The organism is Paraburkholderia sp. A1RI-2L, from assembly GCF_048957375.1.
Taxonomy (GTDB): domain Bacteria; phylum Pseudomonadota; class Gammaproteobacteria; order Burkholderiales; family Burkholderiaceae; genus Paraburkholderia.
Genome location: NZ_JARBTA010000004.1, coordinates 16,698 through 32,843 on the forward strand (window position 1 = coordinate 16,698; position 16,146 = coordinate 32,843).

Below are 16,146 nucleotides of genomic sequence, written 5' to 3' on the forward strand. Positions count from 1 at the left end.
ACGCACGCAAATCGCCTGAGGCGCCGCGCGGCCTTGCAGCAAGGCTCGCGCGGCGCGGAGCCCACCCCAGACGCGCCGACGCCCATGCCTCGCATCGCATTCAACGACTGGCTGATGAACTTCATTCCGCATCCGGGCGCGCCCGAGTGGCGCGAACGGGTGCGCCGCGCCGGGGGCGCATTACTCGGCATCGCATTCACGGGGATCGCGACGCATCTGCTGTTCGGCAGCGCAGGCGATATTCCGATGCTGGTCGCGCCCATGGGAGCTTCGGCGGTGCTGCTGTTCGGCGCTTCCGAAAGCCCGCTTGCGCAGCCATGGTCCATCGTGGGGGGCAACCTCGTTTCGGCGCTGGTCGGCGTGGCCTGCGCACAGTGGATCGCGACCCCGGTTCTTTCTGCCGCCGTGGCCGTTGCGCTTGCCATCAGCGCGATGTTCCTGTGCCGCTGCGTGCATCCACCCTCAGGCGCCGTTGCGCTGACGGCCGTGCTCGGCGGCCCGGCCGTGCATGCGCTCGGCTTTCGCTTCGTGGTCACGCCCATTTTGTTTCAGTCGTTTGCCTTGCTGAGCGCCGCACTGGTCTATCACGCGCTCACAGGGCACCGCTATCCGCGCGCCGTCTGGCGTGCGACGGCTCCGGCCAATGCCCCGGCGAGCCCCTTGGGGACGCCGGCACCTGTCGCGCAGGAGGCCGGCGTGTTTGCCGACCCGCAGCGCCTGTCGTTCGACGAGCTCACCTGCGAGGAATTCATGACGAGCGCGGACCACGCCGTGCCGATCACGATGGGCAGGCATGCCGCACTGGAGACGCTGCGCCGCCACGGCGTTCATGCGTTGCCGGTGGTGGACGACGCGCATCGGCTCGTGGGCACGGTAACGCATCACGATTTGGCGCACGGGCGTCCGGCGGGATTCGCGCGCAGGTTATGGCGTGCGCTGCGGCGCACGACCCTGCAGGTGGAGGAGACGGTCGAAGCTGTCATGGCATCGGGGGTTCAAGCGGTACACCGCGCCACGCCGCTGACCCATCTCGCATCGATCTTCGCTGATCACTCGTGCTACGAGGTCCCGGTTTTCGACGATGCCCGGCGCCTGCTTGGCGTAGTGAAGCACTCGGATATGATCCGCTGGCTGCATCAGCACGCGGGCGCTGCCTATGCCTATGCGGAGCGGCCGGCAGCCGACGCGAGCTGAGCACGCTAACGCGCGGCGATATTACTCGCGCACGCGCATCAGCCCGGCGCGAACTGTACGACCGCCATCGTTCCGCGCCCATCCGCGCCGTTTTCCAGCCTCACCTCGGCCCGATGCGCACGCGCGATCTCACGCACGATTGCGAGCCCGAGGCCGCTGCCGGGTTTCGTGGAAGCCCGGAAGAAAGGCTCGAAAACCTTGTCGCGCAACTCCTGCGCGATACCGTCACCTTCATCTGCGACGCTCAACGTGACGAACCCCGCCGCCACCGCGAGCGTCACCATGACTGCACCGCCTTCGGGCGAGTAGCGAATGGCGTTATCGACGAGATTGAACACCAGCACCGAGAGCAGCTGTTCGTTGCCCATGACTTCGGCGTGCTGCGCGAGTGTGGCCACGATCTCCACGCGCTTGCGCTGCGCGAGCAGCGCAAGCTGCTCGATGACGCCGGTTGTCACGGCGCGCATATCCACGCTCACACCTTCGAATTGCGTATAGTCGGCCGCCTCGGCTTGCGCGAGCGTCAGCAGCTGATTGGTAAGCCCCACGAGCGAGCGGTTGCTCTGATGCATCGCCTTGAGCGTTTCGTGAAGCAGCGCGGGATCCTGCTGCCGGCGCGCGTATTGCAACTGCGTGCCGAGTAGCGTGAGCGGCGTGCGCAACTGGTGCGCGGCATCGGCGACAAAGCGCCGTTGCATCGCGGTCTGCCGCTCGATGATGTCGAGGCATTCATTGAACGCGCTCACGATGGGGCGCAACTCGCTCCTCAGCGGCTCGACGTCGATGCGCACCGAAGACGTGCGCACCCGTTGCGGCAGCCCGCGCGCGAGCCGCGTGAGCGGGCGCAGCTCGAGCGTGAGCGCGACGCACACGAGTACGACGGCCACCGTGACGATGGCCGCGAAATAGAAGATCTGCGGCCGCCAGAGCGCGGCGACCATCGCGTCGCGCTCGTGCAGCGTGCGGCCCACCGAAACGATCACGCGGCGCGTCGCGCCCGCGTCGTACATGTCGCGGATCAGCGAAACCGCGCGAATGGGTGCGCCGCCTACCTGGGCGTCGTACCACTGCGGGGAGGTTTCGGGAACGTGTTGCGGAAAATCGGAAGTGCCTGCAATGATGGCCCCGCCGATTTCCTGCACGCGGAAGAACACCTGGTCGCGGTGCGGCGTGCGCAGTATTTCGATGGCGCTCGGCGATATCGATGCGACCAGGTCGTTGCCTTGCCAACCGATGTCGCCGGCCATCACGCGAGCCGCCGAGAGCAGCGCATCGTCCTGAAGCAGATTTGCCGTGTGCCATGCGTTGCCTCGCGTGATCAGCCCGGCCGCCGCGATGAACACCGTCATCGGCAGCACGAGCCAGAGCAGCAGGCGCACACGCAGGCTGTTGGTCGCTTTGTTTTTCGCCTTATTCTTCGGCTTCGGCATCTTGGAGCAGGTAGCCCAGCCCTCGCAGCGTGATGATGGTCGCCGTGCTCTTTTCGAGTTTCTTGCGCAGCCGCGAGACATAGATCTCGATGGCGTCTTCGCTGGTGGGGGCGTCGGCGTCGCTCACGGATTCCGCGAGGGCGGCCTTGGACACGGTTTTTTTCGCGCGCAGGATCAGCGTTTCCAGCACGGTGTGCTCGCGCGGCGTGAGCGTGAGCGATTCCTCATCCACGTAAAAGCGCAGCGTGTCCATGTCGTAGAGCAGGTTGCCGCAGCGCACGCGGTTCGTGCGCGAGGGCGCCTGGCGGCGCGCGAGCACTTTCACGCGCGCCACGAGCTCGCGTGCGTCGAAGGGCTTGACGATGTAGTCGTCGGCGCCGGCGCCGAGGCACACGACCTTTTCGTCGATGGCGCCCGTGGCCGTGAGAATCAGCACGGGCGTGGCGTCGCCGCGTGAGCGCATGCGGCGCAGCAGCGCCTTGCCGGACATGCGCGGCAGATTGAGATCGAGCAGCACCACGTCGTAGGGCGAGGCGCGCAGCGCGTCTTCGGCCGCCTCGCCGTCGCCTACGTGGTCGAGCATGAAACCGTCATCGGTCAAGGTGCGGATGAGCCAATGCGCGAGTTGTTCGTTGTCTTCGACGAGCAGCAGTTTCATGCCGTTTTCCAGTCCAGTCGGCCGGCCCTGCACGATGCGGTATCGGTATCAGGCGGTCTTGTACTGTTCGCGAGCGATGCGCGTGCGATACAGGTACAGGGTCGCCACCAGGCCGCACACAGCGGCGATACTCAGCCATGCGCCCGGCGCGGCCTTGTCGCCGGTGACATGAATGAGCCACGTGGCGATCGCCGGCGTGAAGCCGCCCACGAGCGTTGCGAGGCTATAGGCCATCGAGAAACCCGTGGTGCGCACATGCACCGGCATCAGCTCGGTCAGCGCGACGACCATGGCACCGTTGTACCACGCATAGAGCGTCGAAAGCCACAGCTCCACGATCAGCAGCGTCGAGAAGGAGGGCGCGGCTACGAGCCAGCGCATGACCGGATACGCGCTGAGCATGGCGAGCACGGTGCAGGCCATCAACACGGGTGCGCGGCCGATGCGGTCCGACACGGCGCCGGAGATGGGCAGCCAGATGAAGTTCGAGACGCCCACGCATACGGTCACGAGCAGCGCGTCATACGACGAGAGGTGCAGCTCGACCTTGCCGAAGGTGGGCGTGTAGGCGGTGATCAGATAGAACGAGGTCGTCGTCATGATCACGAGGCCCATGCCCGCGAGCACGATGCCCCAGTTGCTGGCGATGGCGCGCGTGATCTCGCCGAGGCTCGGATGATGGCGGCGTGCGGTGAATTCATCGGATTCGCGCAGCGTGCGGCGGATATAGAACAGGAACGGCACGATCATGCAGCCGACCACGAACGGCACGCGCCAGCCCCACTCCTTCATCTCGGGCGCAGGCAGCATGGCGTTCAGCGCCACGCCGAGCGCCGCGGCGAACACCACGGCCACTTGCTGGCTGCCCGACTGCCACGAGCAGAAGAAGCCGCGGTTGCCCTTGGTGGAGATTTCCGCGAGGTAGACGGACACGCCGCCCAGCTCGGCGCCTGCCGAGAAGCCTTGCAGCAGACGCCCGACCAGGATGATGAGCGGAGCGGCCAGGCCGATGGTGGCGTAGCCGGGCACGAAGGCCACGCACATGGTGCCCACGGCCATTAGCCCGAGCGAGAGAATCAGGCCTTTGCGGCGGCCATGGCGGTCCATGTACGCGCCGAGCACGATGGCGCCGAGCGGGCGCATCAGGAAGCCCGCGCCGAACACGGAGAGCGCGAGCATCAGCGAGGCGAATTCGTTGCCGGCCGGAAAGAACGTGCTGGCGATGGCGGCGGCGTAATAGCCGTACACCATGAAGTCGTACATTTCCAGAAAGTTGCCGCTGACCGCGCGAAACACGGTGCGGGCTTTCGACTCTCCCGGCGCGGCGTTAATGGCTGAAGACATGTTGGACATCCTTGCATGTTGGACGAGCGCGCCCCGGCGGCCGTGCGGGCCGTCGTGCTGCTCGCCGTGTGGCTTGATTCGGGGTGGAAAACGCGGTTGAAATTAATGCGATTGTTTTGGCGAACGGCAGCGCCGGATTACGGCATGCCTTTCACGAATTCATTCGTATAGGTTTTCGACAGATCGACATGCCGGGCCGTCAATCCCGTGCCTGCCGTCATCAGCACCTTCAGCACGGTTTGCGGCGCGCCGTCGGGCATCAGGCCATCCTTCGAAAACGCGCCCTGCGCCGAGGCGAGCGCGCGCACATAACCCGCGCGGTCGTTGCCGATAACCTCGGGCGGCAGCACCGCGGCGATCTGCCCAGCCGAATGCGTGCTGATGAAGCGCAGCGCACGGGTGAGCGCTTGCACCATTTTTCCGGTCTCCCGCCGGTGCGCGAGCATCCAGTTGCGCCGCAGATAGAGGCACGCGCCTGCATACGGGCCGCCGACCCAGCGCTGCGTGTCCTCGACGCTGCGCATGTCGACCACCACCGTGGCCGCGCGGCTCGTCAGGAGGCGCGTGGCCGTGGGTTCCTCGACCATGCCCGCGTCGATCGAGCCCTGCTCGAAGGCTTCGACAAAGCGCGTGTCGGATGCGAGCGGTACAACCGTGTAGTCGCCGGCCGCCACGCCCGCGCGGGCGAGCAGGAAACGCGTGAGCACCCACGTGGAGGCGCCGAATCCGGTTACGCCGAGGCGCTTGCCGCGCGCCGCTTTCATCGCCGCTGTATTCGCTGGTGTGTTCGACGCGAAGTTCGACGCCGTGGTTTTCATGGCGGTGGCGCCAGCCAGTTCCCGGCCGCCTTCCGCATGAACCGAGGCGAGTTCGGCGAGCCCCGCCGCGCGCTGCAGCACCACCACCGAGAGCACGTCCTGGCCGCGGCTCTGCAGGTCGAGCGTGTGGTCGTAGAAGCCCACCGCGCCTTCGATCGCGCCGGCGATCAGTTCCGTGGAGGTGTCGATGCCCGCCGGACCCGAGACCACCTGGACGTCGAGCCCTTCGTCCTTGAAGTAGCCCAACTGCGAGGCAAGCACCGCTGGCAGATAGACGATCTTGGACATGCCCCCCATCATCAGCCGGATCGGCTCGGCATGCGCCATCGGGGCGGCGCCGAGCGCGATGCACAGCAACAAAGCGCTGCCGAAATGCTGGGCGCCGGAAAGCATCACTGCGTGACTCCTCGTGACCGGCGGCTTGCCGGAATGGGTGGAAGTATAAGAAAGCGTGGCCTTCTGACTGCTTTCTGGCTGAAAGCGATTTTCTCGGTATTTACCCCCGTATTTGCCCGGGTACGGATGCGGGCGCACCCCCACTGGGCCACCGAATGCCCAGCCCGACTGCCCTTACAATAGTGCCAGTTCCCATTCGCAGCCATCACGAGACCATGACACGAGACCCCCGCCTCACCCTCAACGCGCGTCAGCAGGAGCTGCTCGAATGGGTGCAGCGCGACGGCTTCGTGACCGTCGACGATTTCGCCGCGCATTTCGGCGTCACGCCGCAGACCATCCGCCGCGACGTCAACTGGCTCGCCGACATGAACCTCCTGCGCCGCTACCACGGCGGCGCGAGCCTGCCCACGAGTGCGGAAAACGTCTCCTACGGCGCGCGGCAACAGATGTTCCACGCGGAGAAGCGGCGCATCGGCGCGCTCGCGGCCTCGCACATCCCTGATCAGGCCTCGCTCTTCATCAACCTCGGCACCACGACCGAGGAGGTCGCGCGCGCGCTCAACCGCCATCGCGGCCTGCGCGTCATCACGAACAACCTGAACGTGGCGAGCATGATGAGCGGCTACCCGGAATGCGAAGTGCTCATTACGGGCGGCATCGTGCGGCCATGGGACAAGGGCATTGTGGGCGAGCTCACCATCGACTTCATTCGTCAGTTCAAGGTCGATTACGCGATTATCGGCACCTCGGCGATCGAAACCGATGGCACGCTGCGCGACTTCGACACGCGCGAGGTGCACGTGGCGGAAGCGATCATCGAGCACGCGCGCACCGTTTATCTGGTGACGGATCATTCGAAAATCGGCCGGCCCGCGCTCGTGCGTCAGGGGCATCTGAGCCAGATTCACGCGCTTTTCACCGACAAGCCCCTGCCCGCCCAAATGAACGAGACCGTGGCCCAGGCGGGAACGGCCGTGTACGTCGCGGACTAGGCAGCGGCGCGGCGCATCCGCATGTGCCGAAACGAAAGCAATACGAACATCATTCGAAAATTTTCGCGCTTGTTCAAACGCTCTCCAGGCGCTTGATCGGGCGCCTACTTGCGCTTGAAATCCAGCGATATGCAGGGCAGTTGCCTTTTGTCAGGCGATTCCGGAAGTCCGCTCGTCACACCATAAAAGCGAACTTTACTTTTTCTGTTTTGTTCGATAAATTTCGAATTCGAACATTTTTTGGGTTCGATCCTGGTGAATGCTTTGGCGTGATCAACCAGGATCGCGAGTTTGCCGGAACTATCAGGGAACGCAGGTGAGTCAACAGAATCGCTACGATCTGCTCGTCGTGGGTGGCGGAATCAACGGCGCGGGCATCGCGCGTGACGCGGCCGGGCGCGGGCTCTCCGTGCTCCTTTGCGAGCAGGACGACCTTGCCTCGCACACCTCGTCAGCGAGCACAAAGCTGATTCACGGCGGGCTGCGCTACCTCGAATACCGCGAGTTCGGCCTCGTGCGCAAGGCGCTGCAGGAGCGCGAGACGCTGTTGCGCTCGGCGCCCCACATCATGTGGCCGCTGCGCTTCGTGATGCCGCACATGCCCGACTTGCGCCCCGCGTGGCTCATCCGCGTCGGGCTCTTTCTTTACGATCATCTGGCCAGGCGCGAGCTGCTGCCGGGCTCGCGCGGCATCGACATGCGCCGCCACGCGGCGGGCGCACCGCTCATCGACACCATTCGGCGCGGTTTCGTTTACTCGGACGGTTGGGTGGACGATGCGCGTCTGGTCGTGCTCAATGCGCTCGACGCGCAGGAGCGCGGCGCGCGGATTCTCACGCGCACCAAGCTCGTTGGCGCGCAGCGCGTGAATGGCGAATGGCTGGCGACCCTGCGCCGCCCCGACGGCAGCACCTTCGACGTGCGCGCGCGCGCGGTGGCCAATGCGGCGGGCCCATGGGTGGGCGAGGTGCTGCACGGCGCGCTCGGGCGCGGCGCGCAGCACAGCGTACGCCTCGTGAAGGGCAGCCATATCGTGACGAAGCGTCTATTCGATCATGACCACGCCTACATTTTCCAGAATCCGGACAAGCGCATCATCTTCGCGATTCCTTACGAGCACGACTTCACGCTGATCGGCACGACCGACGTGGAATACCGCAGCGATCCCGCGAAAGTCTCGATCGACGGCGACGAAACGCGCTATCTGTGCGAGTCGATCAACCGCTATTTCAAGCGCAAGATCTCGCCCGCCGACGTGCACTGGACCTACTCGGGCGTGCGGCCGCTGCTCGAAGAAGAGGGCGCGAAGAATGCGTCGGCGGTCACGCGCGACTATCGTCTGGAGATGGACGACACTGAAGGCGCGCCGTTGCTCTCCGTGTTCGGCGGCAAGATCACCACGTTTCGCAAGCTCGCGGAAGAAGCCGGCGACAGGCTGTGCCGCGTGCTGGGCAGCAACGCGCCGGGCTGGACTGCCGGCGAGCCGCTGCCGGGCGGCGACATCGCGAACGCGCGTTTCGCGCCCTTCGCCGAAGGCTTCGCGGGTCGCCACGCCTGGCTGCCCGCGCCGCTCGCGCTGCGCTACGCGCGCGCTTACGGCACGCGCGCTGAGCGCCTGATCGGCAAGGCTGCGTCGCTCGAAGAACTGGGGCCGCAGATTGCCCCAGGCATTTACGAGGCCGAATTGCGCTATTTGCGTGATACCGAGTGGGCGACCTGCGCCGAGGACGTGCTCTGGCGCCGCTCGAAGCTCGGCTTGCATGTGGCGTCGGGCACGCTGGAGGCGGTCACGGCGGCGCTCGAAGCGTGGTTTGCCGCGAGCCGCGCGCCGCACATCGCGGCGTGAATCAAAACTACTCACGGATGGAGATAAGAGACATGCAGGACCAACAGTACATTCTTGCGCTCGACCAGGGCACCACGAGTTCGCGTGCGATGCTGTTCGACCGGCAGGGCCATATCGTCTCGATGGCCCAGAAGGAGTTCGAGCAGATTTATCCGCGTCCGGGCTGGGTCGAGCACGATCCGCAGGAAATCTGGTCGACCCAGGCGGGCGTGGCCGCCGAAGCCGTTACGCGCGTGGGACTGAACGGCACCAATATCGACGCCATTGGCATCACGAACCAGCGCGAAACCACCATCGTCTGGGACCGCGAGACCGGCCATCCCATCTACAACGCGATCGTCTGGCAGGACCGCCGCACGGCCGACTTCTGCGATCAACTCAAGGCACAAGGCCTCGAAGCCATGGTGCGCGCGAAGACCGGTCTGCCGATCGACGCGTACTTCTCGGCCACCAAGATCCGCTGGATTCTCGACAACGTGGAAGGCGCGCGCGAAAAGGCGCGGCGAGGCTTGCTCGCGTTTGGCACCGTCGACAGCTGGCTCGTCTGGAATTTCACGAAGCACGAATTGCACGTGACCGACGTGACCAACGCCTCGCGCACGATGCTGTTCAATATCCACACGCGCAAATGGGACGACGAGCTGCTCGACGCGCTCGATATTCCGCGCAGCATGCTTCCTGAAGTTCGTTCGTCATCCGAAGTGTACGGGCCGACCAAAACCACGGTATTCGCGTCGAAGATTCCGCTCGCAGGCATTGCCGGCGACCAGCAGGCGGCGCTGTTCGGCCAGATGTGCACGGCCTCCGGCATGGTGAAGAATACCTACGGCACGGGCTGCTTCCTCATGATGAACACGGGCACGACGCCCATCGAGTCGAAGAACAATCTCGTGACGACCATTGCGTGGCAGATTGGCGACGAGGTGAACTATGCGCTCGAAGGCAGCATCTTTATCGCTGGTGCCGTGGTGCAATGGCTGCGCGACGGCATGGGCCTCATCAAGAGCGCGGCGGAAGTCGAAGCCCTTGCGGCGAGCGTGCCGCACACGGATGGTGTGTATCTGGTGCCGGCCTTCGCTGGCCTTGGAGCGCCGCACTGGAACGCGCACGCGCGCGGCTCGCTCTTTGGCGTGACGCGCGGCACGAGCGCGGCGCACGTCGCGCGCGCCGCGCTCGATTCGATCGCGTATCAATCGCTCGACGTGCTCGCTGCCATGGAGGCCGATTCGGGCATCAGCGTAGGCGAGTTGCGCGTGGACGGCGGGGCGAGCGCCAATAACCTGCTCATGCAGTTCCAGGCTGACCTGCTGGGCGTGGATGCCGTGCGTCCGCGGATTACCGAAACCACCGCGCTAGGCGCGGCCTATCTCGCTGGCCTTGCGACCGGCTACTGGAAAAGCGTGAACGAACTGCAGAGCCAGTGGCATGTGGACAAGCGTTTCTCTCCCGCCATGCCGCCATCGCAGGTGGACGCCTGTCGCGCGGGATGGCAGCGCGCGGTGCGCGCCGCCAAGGCTTGGGCCGACGATACGCAGTAACGCCGCGGCGACATCCAGCCAAAGAATTCGAACGAGTCAACGTAACCCATTACCGAAGGGCCGCGCAGCCAGCACTGCGCTGGTCTCGCGTCCATTTCGGAATCCTGAGAAATAATCAGAATGTCACCATACATTGCTGAATTCATCGGCACGGCCATACTCGTGCTGCTAGGCAACGGCGCGGTCGCCAACGTGCTGCTCGCAAAGACCAAAGGCAAGGGCGCCGACCTCATCGTCATCGTGATGGGCTGGGCGATGGCCGTGTTCGTGGCCGTGTACGTCACCGCATCGTACAGCGGCGCGCATCTGAACCCGATCGTGACGATCAGCCTCGCGCTCACGGGCAAGTTCGCATGGTCGAAGGTGTGCGGCTACATCGTCGCCCAGATGCTCGGCGGCATGGCGGGCGCGTTCCTCGTGTGGCTAGCTTATCGCCAGCACTTCGCGAACGAAGCCGATGCCGATCTCAAGCTCGCCGTGTTCTGCACCGCGCCTGCGATCCGTAGCGTGCGGCACAACGTGATGACCGAAGCCATCTGTACCTTCGTGCTGATCCTCGGCGTACTGTATCTGGCCTCGCCGCAGGTGGGCCTGGGCGCGCTCGATGCATTGCCGGTTGGCCTGCTCGTGCTCGGCATCGGCATTTCGCTGGGCGGCCCCACGGGCTACGCCATGAGCCCGGCGCGCGATCTCTCGCCGCGCATCATGCATGCGCTGCTGCCGATCCCGGGCAAGCGAGACAGCGACTGGCGCTATGCGTGGATTCCCGTGCTCGGACCGCTGCTGGGCGGCGTGGCGGCTGCGTCGCTGTATCTGTATCTGCATGCGACGCATTGAGGGTCGTGGGGCGGCGGTTTCGCAACGTGTTGCGCAACCGCCGCAAGCCAATCACTTCGGAATCACCCACAGCATGCCCGCAAACACCGCATAGAGCCAGCCCACATGCGTAAGCTGGCGGCTATGCACTTGCGGCGCACGGAACGCCCATTGCAGGAACAGGATGGCGAGCATCGTCGTGGCCGCGGCAAGAATCGACGGCGCACCCAGGTGCCACGGCGTGAAGAACAAGCCGAATGCGGTGGGAATGGTCGCCTGGATCATCATCGCGCCGCTGATGTTCGCGAGCGCGAGCCGCTCCTTGCCCTGACGCACCCAGATGATCGCGTTCATGATTTCCGGCAGCTCGGTGGCGATCGGGCTGAAGAGCAGCGCAGTCAATTGCGGGCTCAGGCCGAGCCACGGTCCTACTTTACCGATCTGCTGCACGAACAGGTGCGAGGCGAAGAAGATCACGACCAGCGCGCCCAGGGTCTGGAGCAGGACCCAGAACAGCGACGGATCCGCATCGCGCGGACGCAGCTTGAGCGGCTCGAGCCCCACGTCTTCGATCTCATCGCCATCGTCGCTCAGCTCCTTCCAGCAATAGAGCGCGTAGGCCGCGAGAAACGCAATGCCGAGAATGGGCTTGAAACTGAACACCACGAGTCCGAGCCCGATTTTCGCCACGAAGATCGCGAGGAACCAGAGCTGGTCGCGGCGCAGGCGGCGCGTATCGGCGTCGACGGTGCCGGCGCCTGCACGGCCCGCGCGCGCGACCGTCGCCAGCAACGCGACGCCCACCACCGCATAGGCGACGGTGCTGAGCGCGAGCGGCCCGCCAATGGCTGCGCCAATGCCGATTTCCTTGTGGGCCGGATCGGTGCCGAACGCAACGGCTACGAGCGTGACCACGCTTTCGGGCAGCGCCGTGCCGAACGCGGCAAGGATCGTGCCGGTGGCCGTCTGCGTGACCTTGAGCTTCTGGCCGAGCCACTCGACGGCATTGACGAAGGTTTCGCAGGATAGATAGATGATGCCGGCGGCGGCAATGAGCAGGGCGAACGTCCAGATCATGACGAGCGCTCCGTCGTGCGGGTGTGTGCGACTGCGATCGCGTGGCGGCGTGAAAAGCGGTGCATGGGAAACGGCATTCCTCGGGCTGGACGGACGGACCAATGACGCAATCCCCCCGCCCAGCCCGGGTATGAAGGATGACGTCATAGGTCTCGTCAGGCCGAAGAACGGCTGCCGGCGCCATGGCACAGCGTGCCAATTATGTTGACGGCGGCGCGACACGCATCGCGCGTGACGCAGACTACTCCCCTAAGACCGGCGCATTATAGCCGACGAATGCGGTTGTGCGGGAGGGGGCTCGTTTCATCGCGTAGTTCGTCGGCACATCTGCGTCACGGTTCCACGACGTTGAAATCGCCGTCGAATTTGTCGAGGGTCCCTAGCATGGCGCGGAACAGTTCGACCTTGCCGTCCAGCTGGATTTCGCGCGCAAGTACGGCTTCCTGAAAGCCCGTTTCGCCGCAGAGGATCCGGTTGAGCGTTTGCCTCGACATGGTCACGCTCAGATCGGTGCGCTCGTTTGGCGATGTGTAGCACCACGTCAACGCCCCGTTCTGGAGATTCAGTTTGAACTGCTTATCGATGTCGCTGAAACGCCACGCAATGCGCATGTTCAGATGCTGCGCCTTCAGGCCATCGACACGAACGGCGAAATAGTCGAAGAACATTTCCTCGGTAATCGCGCTGACCATGTCGGCGCTGCGGCTGCCGAATTCGGTCGAAGCATCTCGCCCTTCGCGCAGTTCGCGCGCGCCGAGCAGGAACGCGTTGCGCCACGTTGCCGATTGGGCCTGATACCCCATCTGTTCGAGCGCAGCAGCACCCAGTTCGCGCGCTTCGCGCAACTGCGGCTGTGCAAACACCAGGTGGTTCATGCACTGGGCGACCCAACGGTACTCGCCTTGATCGAAATCTCGACGCGCGCGCTCGAGCATGGCATCGGCTCCGCCCATGTACTCGACATAGCGCGGTGCGGAAGCCTCCGGAGGCAGGGCGTGCAGGTTAGCCGGATTGCCGTCGTACCAACCCAGGTAATGCTGATAGATGGCCTTGACGTTGTGCACGACAGCGCCGTAGTAGCCGTGCGCATGCCACTTCGAACGCAGCTCGTCCGGCAGGCGAATCTGCTCGGCGATTTCAACGGCGTTCAAGCCGTGGTTCATGAGGCGCACAGTCTGGTCGTGCAGGAATTTGTAGAGATCCCGCTGCGCCTCCAGGTAATCGACGATGCGCTCGTTGCCCCAGGTCGGCCAGTTGTGCTGCGCTAACACGACCTCGGCTTCGCGCCCGTAGCGCTCCAGCGACTCGCCCAGGTATCGCGACCACAATTGCGCGTTGCGTACCTGCGCGCCGCGCAGCGGACACAGATTGTGCAGCGACCGCGTGCCGTTCTCGGCCAGGTTGAGCGCGCGCTCCTGCGGGAACCAGAAGTGCATCTCGGCGGGCGCTTCGCTTTCGGGCGTGAGCTGAAACACGATTTCGACGCCGTCGATCACATGCGATTCGGTCATTTGCATGATCAGCTTTGTCGGTGGAATCAGCGTGATCGTGCCGCGCGGAATATTCTTGCCCATGCCCGCATCGATCTGGCAGCAGGCATTGCGCGCGAGCGTATGGCCAAACTGGAATTGCGCGCGCCGCGCCATGGCCGTGCCCGCCATCACGTTTTCCGACACCGCTTCTTCCATGAATCCAGCGGGCGCGATGACCTGCGCCTTGCCGGCCACGACATCCGCTTCGTCCACGACGCCTCGCACGCCGCCGAAGTGATCGGCATGGCTGTGGCTGTAGATGACCGCCACGACAGGGCGCCTCGGACGATGCGCGAAATACAGCTCGAGCGCGGCGGCAGCGGTTTCCTTGCACGTGAGCGGATCGATCACGATCAGGCCGGTCTCGCCTTCGATGAACGTCACGTTGGAAACGTCGAAGCCACGCACCTGATAGATGCGCTCGGTCACGCTGAAGAGACCGTGCAGCCTGTTCAGCCGCGCATGGCGCCACAGACCGGGATGCGCGGTGGGCGGCGCGGCTTGCTCGTCGAGAAAGCCATAATCGGCGAGGCTCCAGACCAGTTGCCCGTATGCGCCGCGAATCTCCGCATCGGCTATGGTGCCGATAAAGCCGCGCTTTGCATCGGCGACTTCAATCGGATCGTCGGGCGGCAGGTCGTTCAGCGCGTGCTGTTGCGCGGCGATGGTCGCCTCGGTTGCGGGAAGCGGCCCGGGCAGCGCCTGCTGGGCTTCTTGCTTGATCGGATGTTGCATCGTGTGTCTCCCAGATTATGCCGGCGCCTTGCCGACGATATTCTCGCTATGCCCGGCGTTGTGCGGCGCGAATCATGTCGGCGGCCTTTTCGCCGATCATCATGGCCGGAGCGTTGGTGTTGCCGCCGATCAGCGTTGGCATGATCGAGCAGTCCACCACGCGCAGACTTTCCACGCCTCGCACGCGCAGTTCGGGATCGACGACCGCGTGCGGGTCCGCGTCGCGCCCCATCTTGCAGGTGCCTACCGGGTGATACAGGCAATCGGCGTGACCGCGCACGAAAGCGCGCACGCTGGCTTCATCGGCGAAGCTCTCGCTTTTCATTTCGCGGCCGCCCAGGTTCTTCAGCGCAGGCTGCCCGAAGATATTGCGCATGATGTGGATGCCGGCTATCAGCGTTTCCATGTCGCGTGGCGCGCTCATCAGCCGTGTGTCGATCAGCGGCGCTTCGCGCATGTCGGGCGAGCGCAGGCGCACGACGCCGCGGCTTTCGGGGCGCAGCACGCATACGTGCCCCGAGTAGCCGTGGCCGAGCTTGCGTCGGCTGCCCATGTTGCGATTGCCGATCAGGGCGACGGTGAACACAAGGTTGAGGTCGGGGCGATCGAGCTCGGGGCGGCTCTTCACAAACGCGCCTGCTTCGACGAAGTTGGACGTCAGCATGCCGGTACGTTCGCGCCGATAGCGGCGGATCTCCTTGAGGAGACGCAGGCCGCCGCGCAGCGTCGCGCCGAACAGATCGGTGCTGTCGAGTTGCGTGTTGAGCACGATGTCCAGATGATCCTGGAGGTTTTCGCCCACCCCGGGCAGGTCGTGGAGCACCTCGACGCCCATTTCGCGCAGATGCGCGGCAGGCCCGATGCCAGAGGCCAGCAAGAGCTGCGGCGAATTGAATACGCCGCCGCTCACGATCACTTCACGCCGTGCGCGCAGGACGTGTTGCACGCCATCGCGCACGACCCGCACGCCCACCGCGCGCCGCCCTTCGAAGACGAGGCGCAGCGCCTGGGTGCCGGTCAGCACTGCCAGGTTATTACGGCCGAAGTTGTAGTGGCCGTTCGTGGTCTTGCCCCGGTGCAGATAGGCACGCGCCGCGTTCCAGCGCTCGCCGTTGTGCTGCGTGACCTGGTAGTAGCCGAAGCCTTCCTGCTCGGCGCCGTTGAAGTCGTCGTTCAGCGCATGGCCCGCTTGCTGCGCGGCTTGCAGGAAGTGATGGCAGAAAGGATTGGGCGAGCGCAGGTCGTTCACATAAAGCGGGCCGTCCGTGCCGTGCCACGGATTGTCGGTGCCGGCGAAGCGAGTGTTGTTCTCGCTGCGCTTGAAGTAGGGCAGGACGTCGTCGTAGCTCCAGCCCTCGCAGCCGAGCGCGGCCCAGTCGTCGTAATCCTTGCGATGGCCGCGGATATAGACCATGCCATTGAGTGACGAAGAGCCGCCCAGCACCCGGCCGCGCGGCTGATAGCTGGTGCGGCCGCCGAGCGCCGGCTGCGGCTCGGTGTAGTAGCCATAGTTGTAGGGGCCAGGCTTGACGACGGTTTTGGCGAGGCCGATGGGCGTCCAGATCAGGTAATGGTCGTCCGGGCCGCCATTCTCGATCACGGCGACGCGCACCGTCGGGTCGTCTGCGAGGCGGCCCGCCACGGCACAGCCGGCCGATCCGGCGCCGATCACCAGATAATCGTATTCGCCCGCCACGGGCACGGCGGAGGGTGAACTCATGGGTGTCCCCTGTCGTGGATACGGCGTCATGCGTCGTCCACTTTGGT

General features: G+C 64.9%; 12 protein-coding genes and 1 riboswitch. Of the genes, 5 read left to right on the top strand and 7 right to left on the bottom strand.

Going from position 1 to position 16,146, the window contains the following annotated elements:
• Positions 1-84: 84 nt before the first annotated feature.
• Positions 85-1,194 carry an HPP family protein gene (locus tag PWP93_RS28550; protein ID WP_421047038.1) on the top strand — a complete coding sequence of 370 codons (1,110 nt, stop codon included), beginning with the start codon at positions 85-87 and terminating at the stop codon, positions 1,192-1,194.
• Positions 1,195-1,232: 38 nt separating this feature from the next.
• Here the strand turns inward: PWP93_RS28550 and PWP93_RS28555 are convergent, their stop codons facing one another.
• From PWP93_RS28555 to PWP93_RS28570, 4 genes are all read right to left on the bottom strand, one after another.
• Entirely contained in the window at positions 1,233-2,624 is a 1,392-nt protein-coding gene (locus PWP93_RS28555; RefSeq protein ID WP_421047039.1) for a sensor histidine kinase, read from the bottom strand.
• A complete protein-coding gene (locus PWP93_RS28560; RefSeq protein ID WP_421028275.1) occupies positions 2,605-3,282 on the bottom strand; it encodes a response regulator in 678 nt (225 codons plus the stop codon). Before PWP93_RS28560 ends, PWP93_RS28555 begins: the two co-directional genes overlap by 20 nt.
• A gap of 48 nt (positions 3,283-3,330) precedes the next feature.
• Positions 3,331-4,626, bottom strand: a complete 1,296-nt coding sequence (locus tag PWP93_RS28565) for an MFS transporter (protein ID WP_421047040.1) — start codon at positions 4,624-4,626, stop codon at positions 3,331-3,333.
• A gap of 137 nt (positions 4,627-4,763) precedes the next feature.
• A complete protein-coding gene (locus PWP93_RS28570; RefSeq protein WP_421047691.1) occupies positions 4,764-5,837 on the bottom strand; it encodes an ABC transporter substrate-binding protein in 1,074 nt (357 codons plus the stop codon).
• Positions 5,838-6,055: 218 nt separating this feature from the next.
• On the opposite strand from PWP93_RS28570, the gene PWP93_RS28575 reads away from it, so the two are divergent.
• The 4 genes from PWP93_RS28575 (at position 6,056) to PWP93_RS28590 (ending at position 11,056) form a co-directional block, all read left to right on the top strand.
• Entirely contained in the window at positions 6,056-6,835 is a 780-nt protein-coding gene (locus tag PWP93_RS28575; protein ID WP_421028278.1) for a DeoR/GlpR family DNA-binding transcription regulator, read from the top strand.
• A gap of 316 nt (positions 6,836-7,151) precedes the next feature.
• Positions 7,152-8,681, top strand: a complete 1,530-nt coding sequence (gene glpD, locus PWP93_RS28580) for a glycerol-3-phosphate dehydrogenase (protein WP_421047041.1) — start codon at positions 7,152-7,154, stop codon at positions 8,679-8,681.
• A 32-nt stretch (positions 8,682-8,713) separates the two neighbouring features.
• Positions 8,714-10,219 (top strand): glycerol kinase GlpK, encoded by a 1,506-nt coding sequence (gene glpK, locus PWP93_RS28585; RefSeq protein ID WP_421047042.1) that lies wholly within the window; start codon positions 8,714-8,716, stop codon positions 10,217-10,219.
• Between the two features lie 120 nt (positions 10,220-10,339).
• Positions 10,340-11,056 (top strand): MIP/aquaporin family protein, encoded by a 717-nt coding sequence (locus PWP93_RS28590; protein ID WP_421028281.1) that lies wholly within the window; start codon positions 10,340-10,342, stop codon positions 11,054-11,056.
• Positions 11,057-11,107: 51 nt separating this feature from the next.
• On the opposite strand, the gene PWP93_RS28595 is transcribed toward PWP93_RS28590, so the two are convergent.
• The 3 genes from PWP93_RS28595 to PWP93_RS28605 all read right to left on the bottom strand — a co-directional run bounded on the left by PWP93_RS28595 (position 11,108) and on the right by PWP93_RS28605 (position 16,099).
• On the bottom strand, positions 11,108-12,112 hold the full coding sequence (locus PWP93_RS28595; protein ID WP_421047043.1) for a sodium:calcium antiporter: 1,005 nt from the start codon (positions 12,110-12,112) through the stop codon (positions 11,108-11,110).
• A 72-nt stretch (positions 12,113-12,184) separates the two neighbouring features.
• Positions 12,185-12,374, bottom strand: a riboswitch (yybP-ykoY riboswitch).
• Between the two features lie 70 nt (positions 12,375-12,444).
• The gene (locus tag PWP93_RS28600; protein ID WP_421047044.1) at positions 12,445-14,379 is read right to left on the bottom strand and encodes an alkyl/aryl-sulfatase; all 1,935 of its coding nucleotides are present in this window, start codon (positions 14,377-14,379) and stop codon (positions 12,445-12,447) included.
• A gap of 46 nt (positions 14,380-14,425) precedes the next feature.
• A complete protein-coding gene (locus PWP93_RS28605) occupies positions 14,426-16,099 on the bottom strand; it encodes a GMC family oxidoreductase (protein WP_421047045.1) in 1,674 nt (557 codons plus the stop codon).
• Between the last annotated feature and the right edge of the window lie 47 nt (positions 16,100-16,146).

What these genes read in the sequence shown, in the direction of transcription:
- PWP93_RS28565 (WP_421047040.1), bottom strand. Translation starts at nt 4,626, where the DNA reads ATGTCTTCAGCCATTAACGCCGCGCCGGGAGAGTCGAAAGCCCGCACC.
- PWP93_RS28555 (WP_421047039.1), bottom strand. Translation starts at nt 2,624, where the DNA reads ATGCCGAAGCCGAAGAATAAGGCGAAAAACAAAGCGACCAACAGCCTG.
- PWP93_RS28605 (WP_421047045.1), bottom strand. Translation starts at nt 16,099, where the DNA reads ATGAGTTCACCCTCCGCCGTGCCCGTGGCGGGCGAATACGATTATCTG.
- PWP93_RS28600 (WP_421047044.1), bottom strand. Translation starts at nt 14,379, where the DNA reads ATGCAACATCCGATCAAGCAAGAAGCCCAGCAGGCGCTGCCCGGGCCG.
- PWP93_RS28560 (WP_421028275.1), bottom strand. Translation starts at nt 3,282, where the DNA reads ATGAAACTGCTGCTCGTCGAAGACAACGAACAACTCGCGCATTGGCTC.
- PWP93_RS28590 (WP_421028281.1), top strand. Translation starts at nt 10,340, where the DNA reads ATGTCACCATACATTGCTGAATTCATCGGCACGGCCATACTCGTGCTG.
- PWP93_RS28595 (WP_421047043.1), bottom strand. Translation starts at nt 12,112, where the DNA reads ATGATCTGGACGTTCGCCCTGCTCATTGCCGCCGCCGGCATCATCTAT.
- glpK (WP_421047042.1), top strand. Translation starts at nt 8,714, where the DNA reads ATGCAGGACCAACAGTACATTCTTGCGCTCGACCAGGGCACCACGAGT.
- PWP93_RS28575 (WP_421028278.1), top strand. Translation starts at nt 6,056, where the DNA reads ATGACACGAGACCCCCGCCTCACCCTCAACGCGCGTCAGCAGGAGCTG.
- PWP93_RS28550 (WP_421047038.1), top strand. Translation starts at nt 85, where the DNA reads ATGCCTCGCATCGCATTCAACGACTGGCTGATGAACTTCATTCCGCAT.
- PWP93_RS28570 (WP_421047691.1), bottom strand. Translation starts at nt 5,837, where the DNA reads ATGCTTTCCGGCGCCCAGCATTTCGGCAGCGCTTTGTTGCTGTGCATC.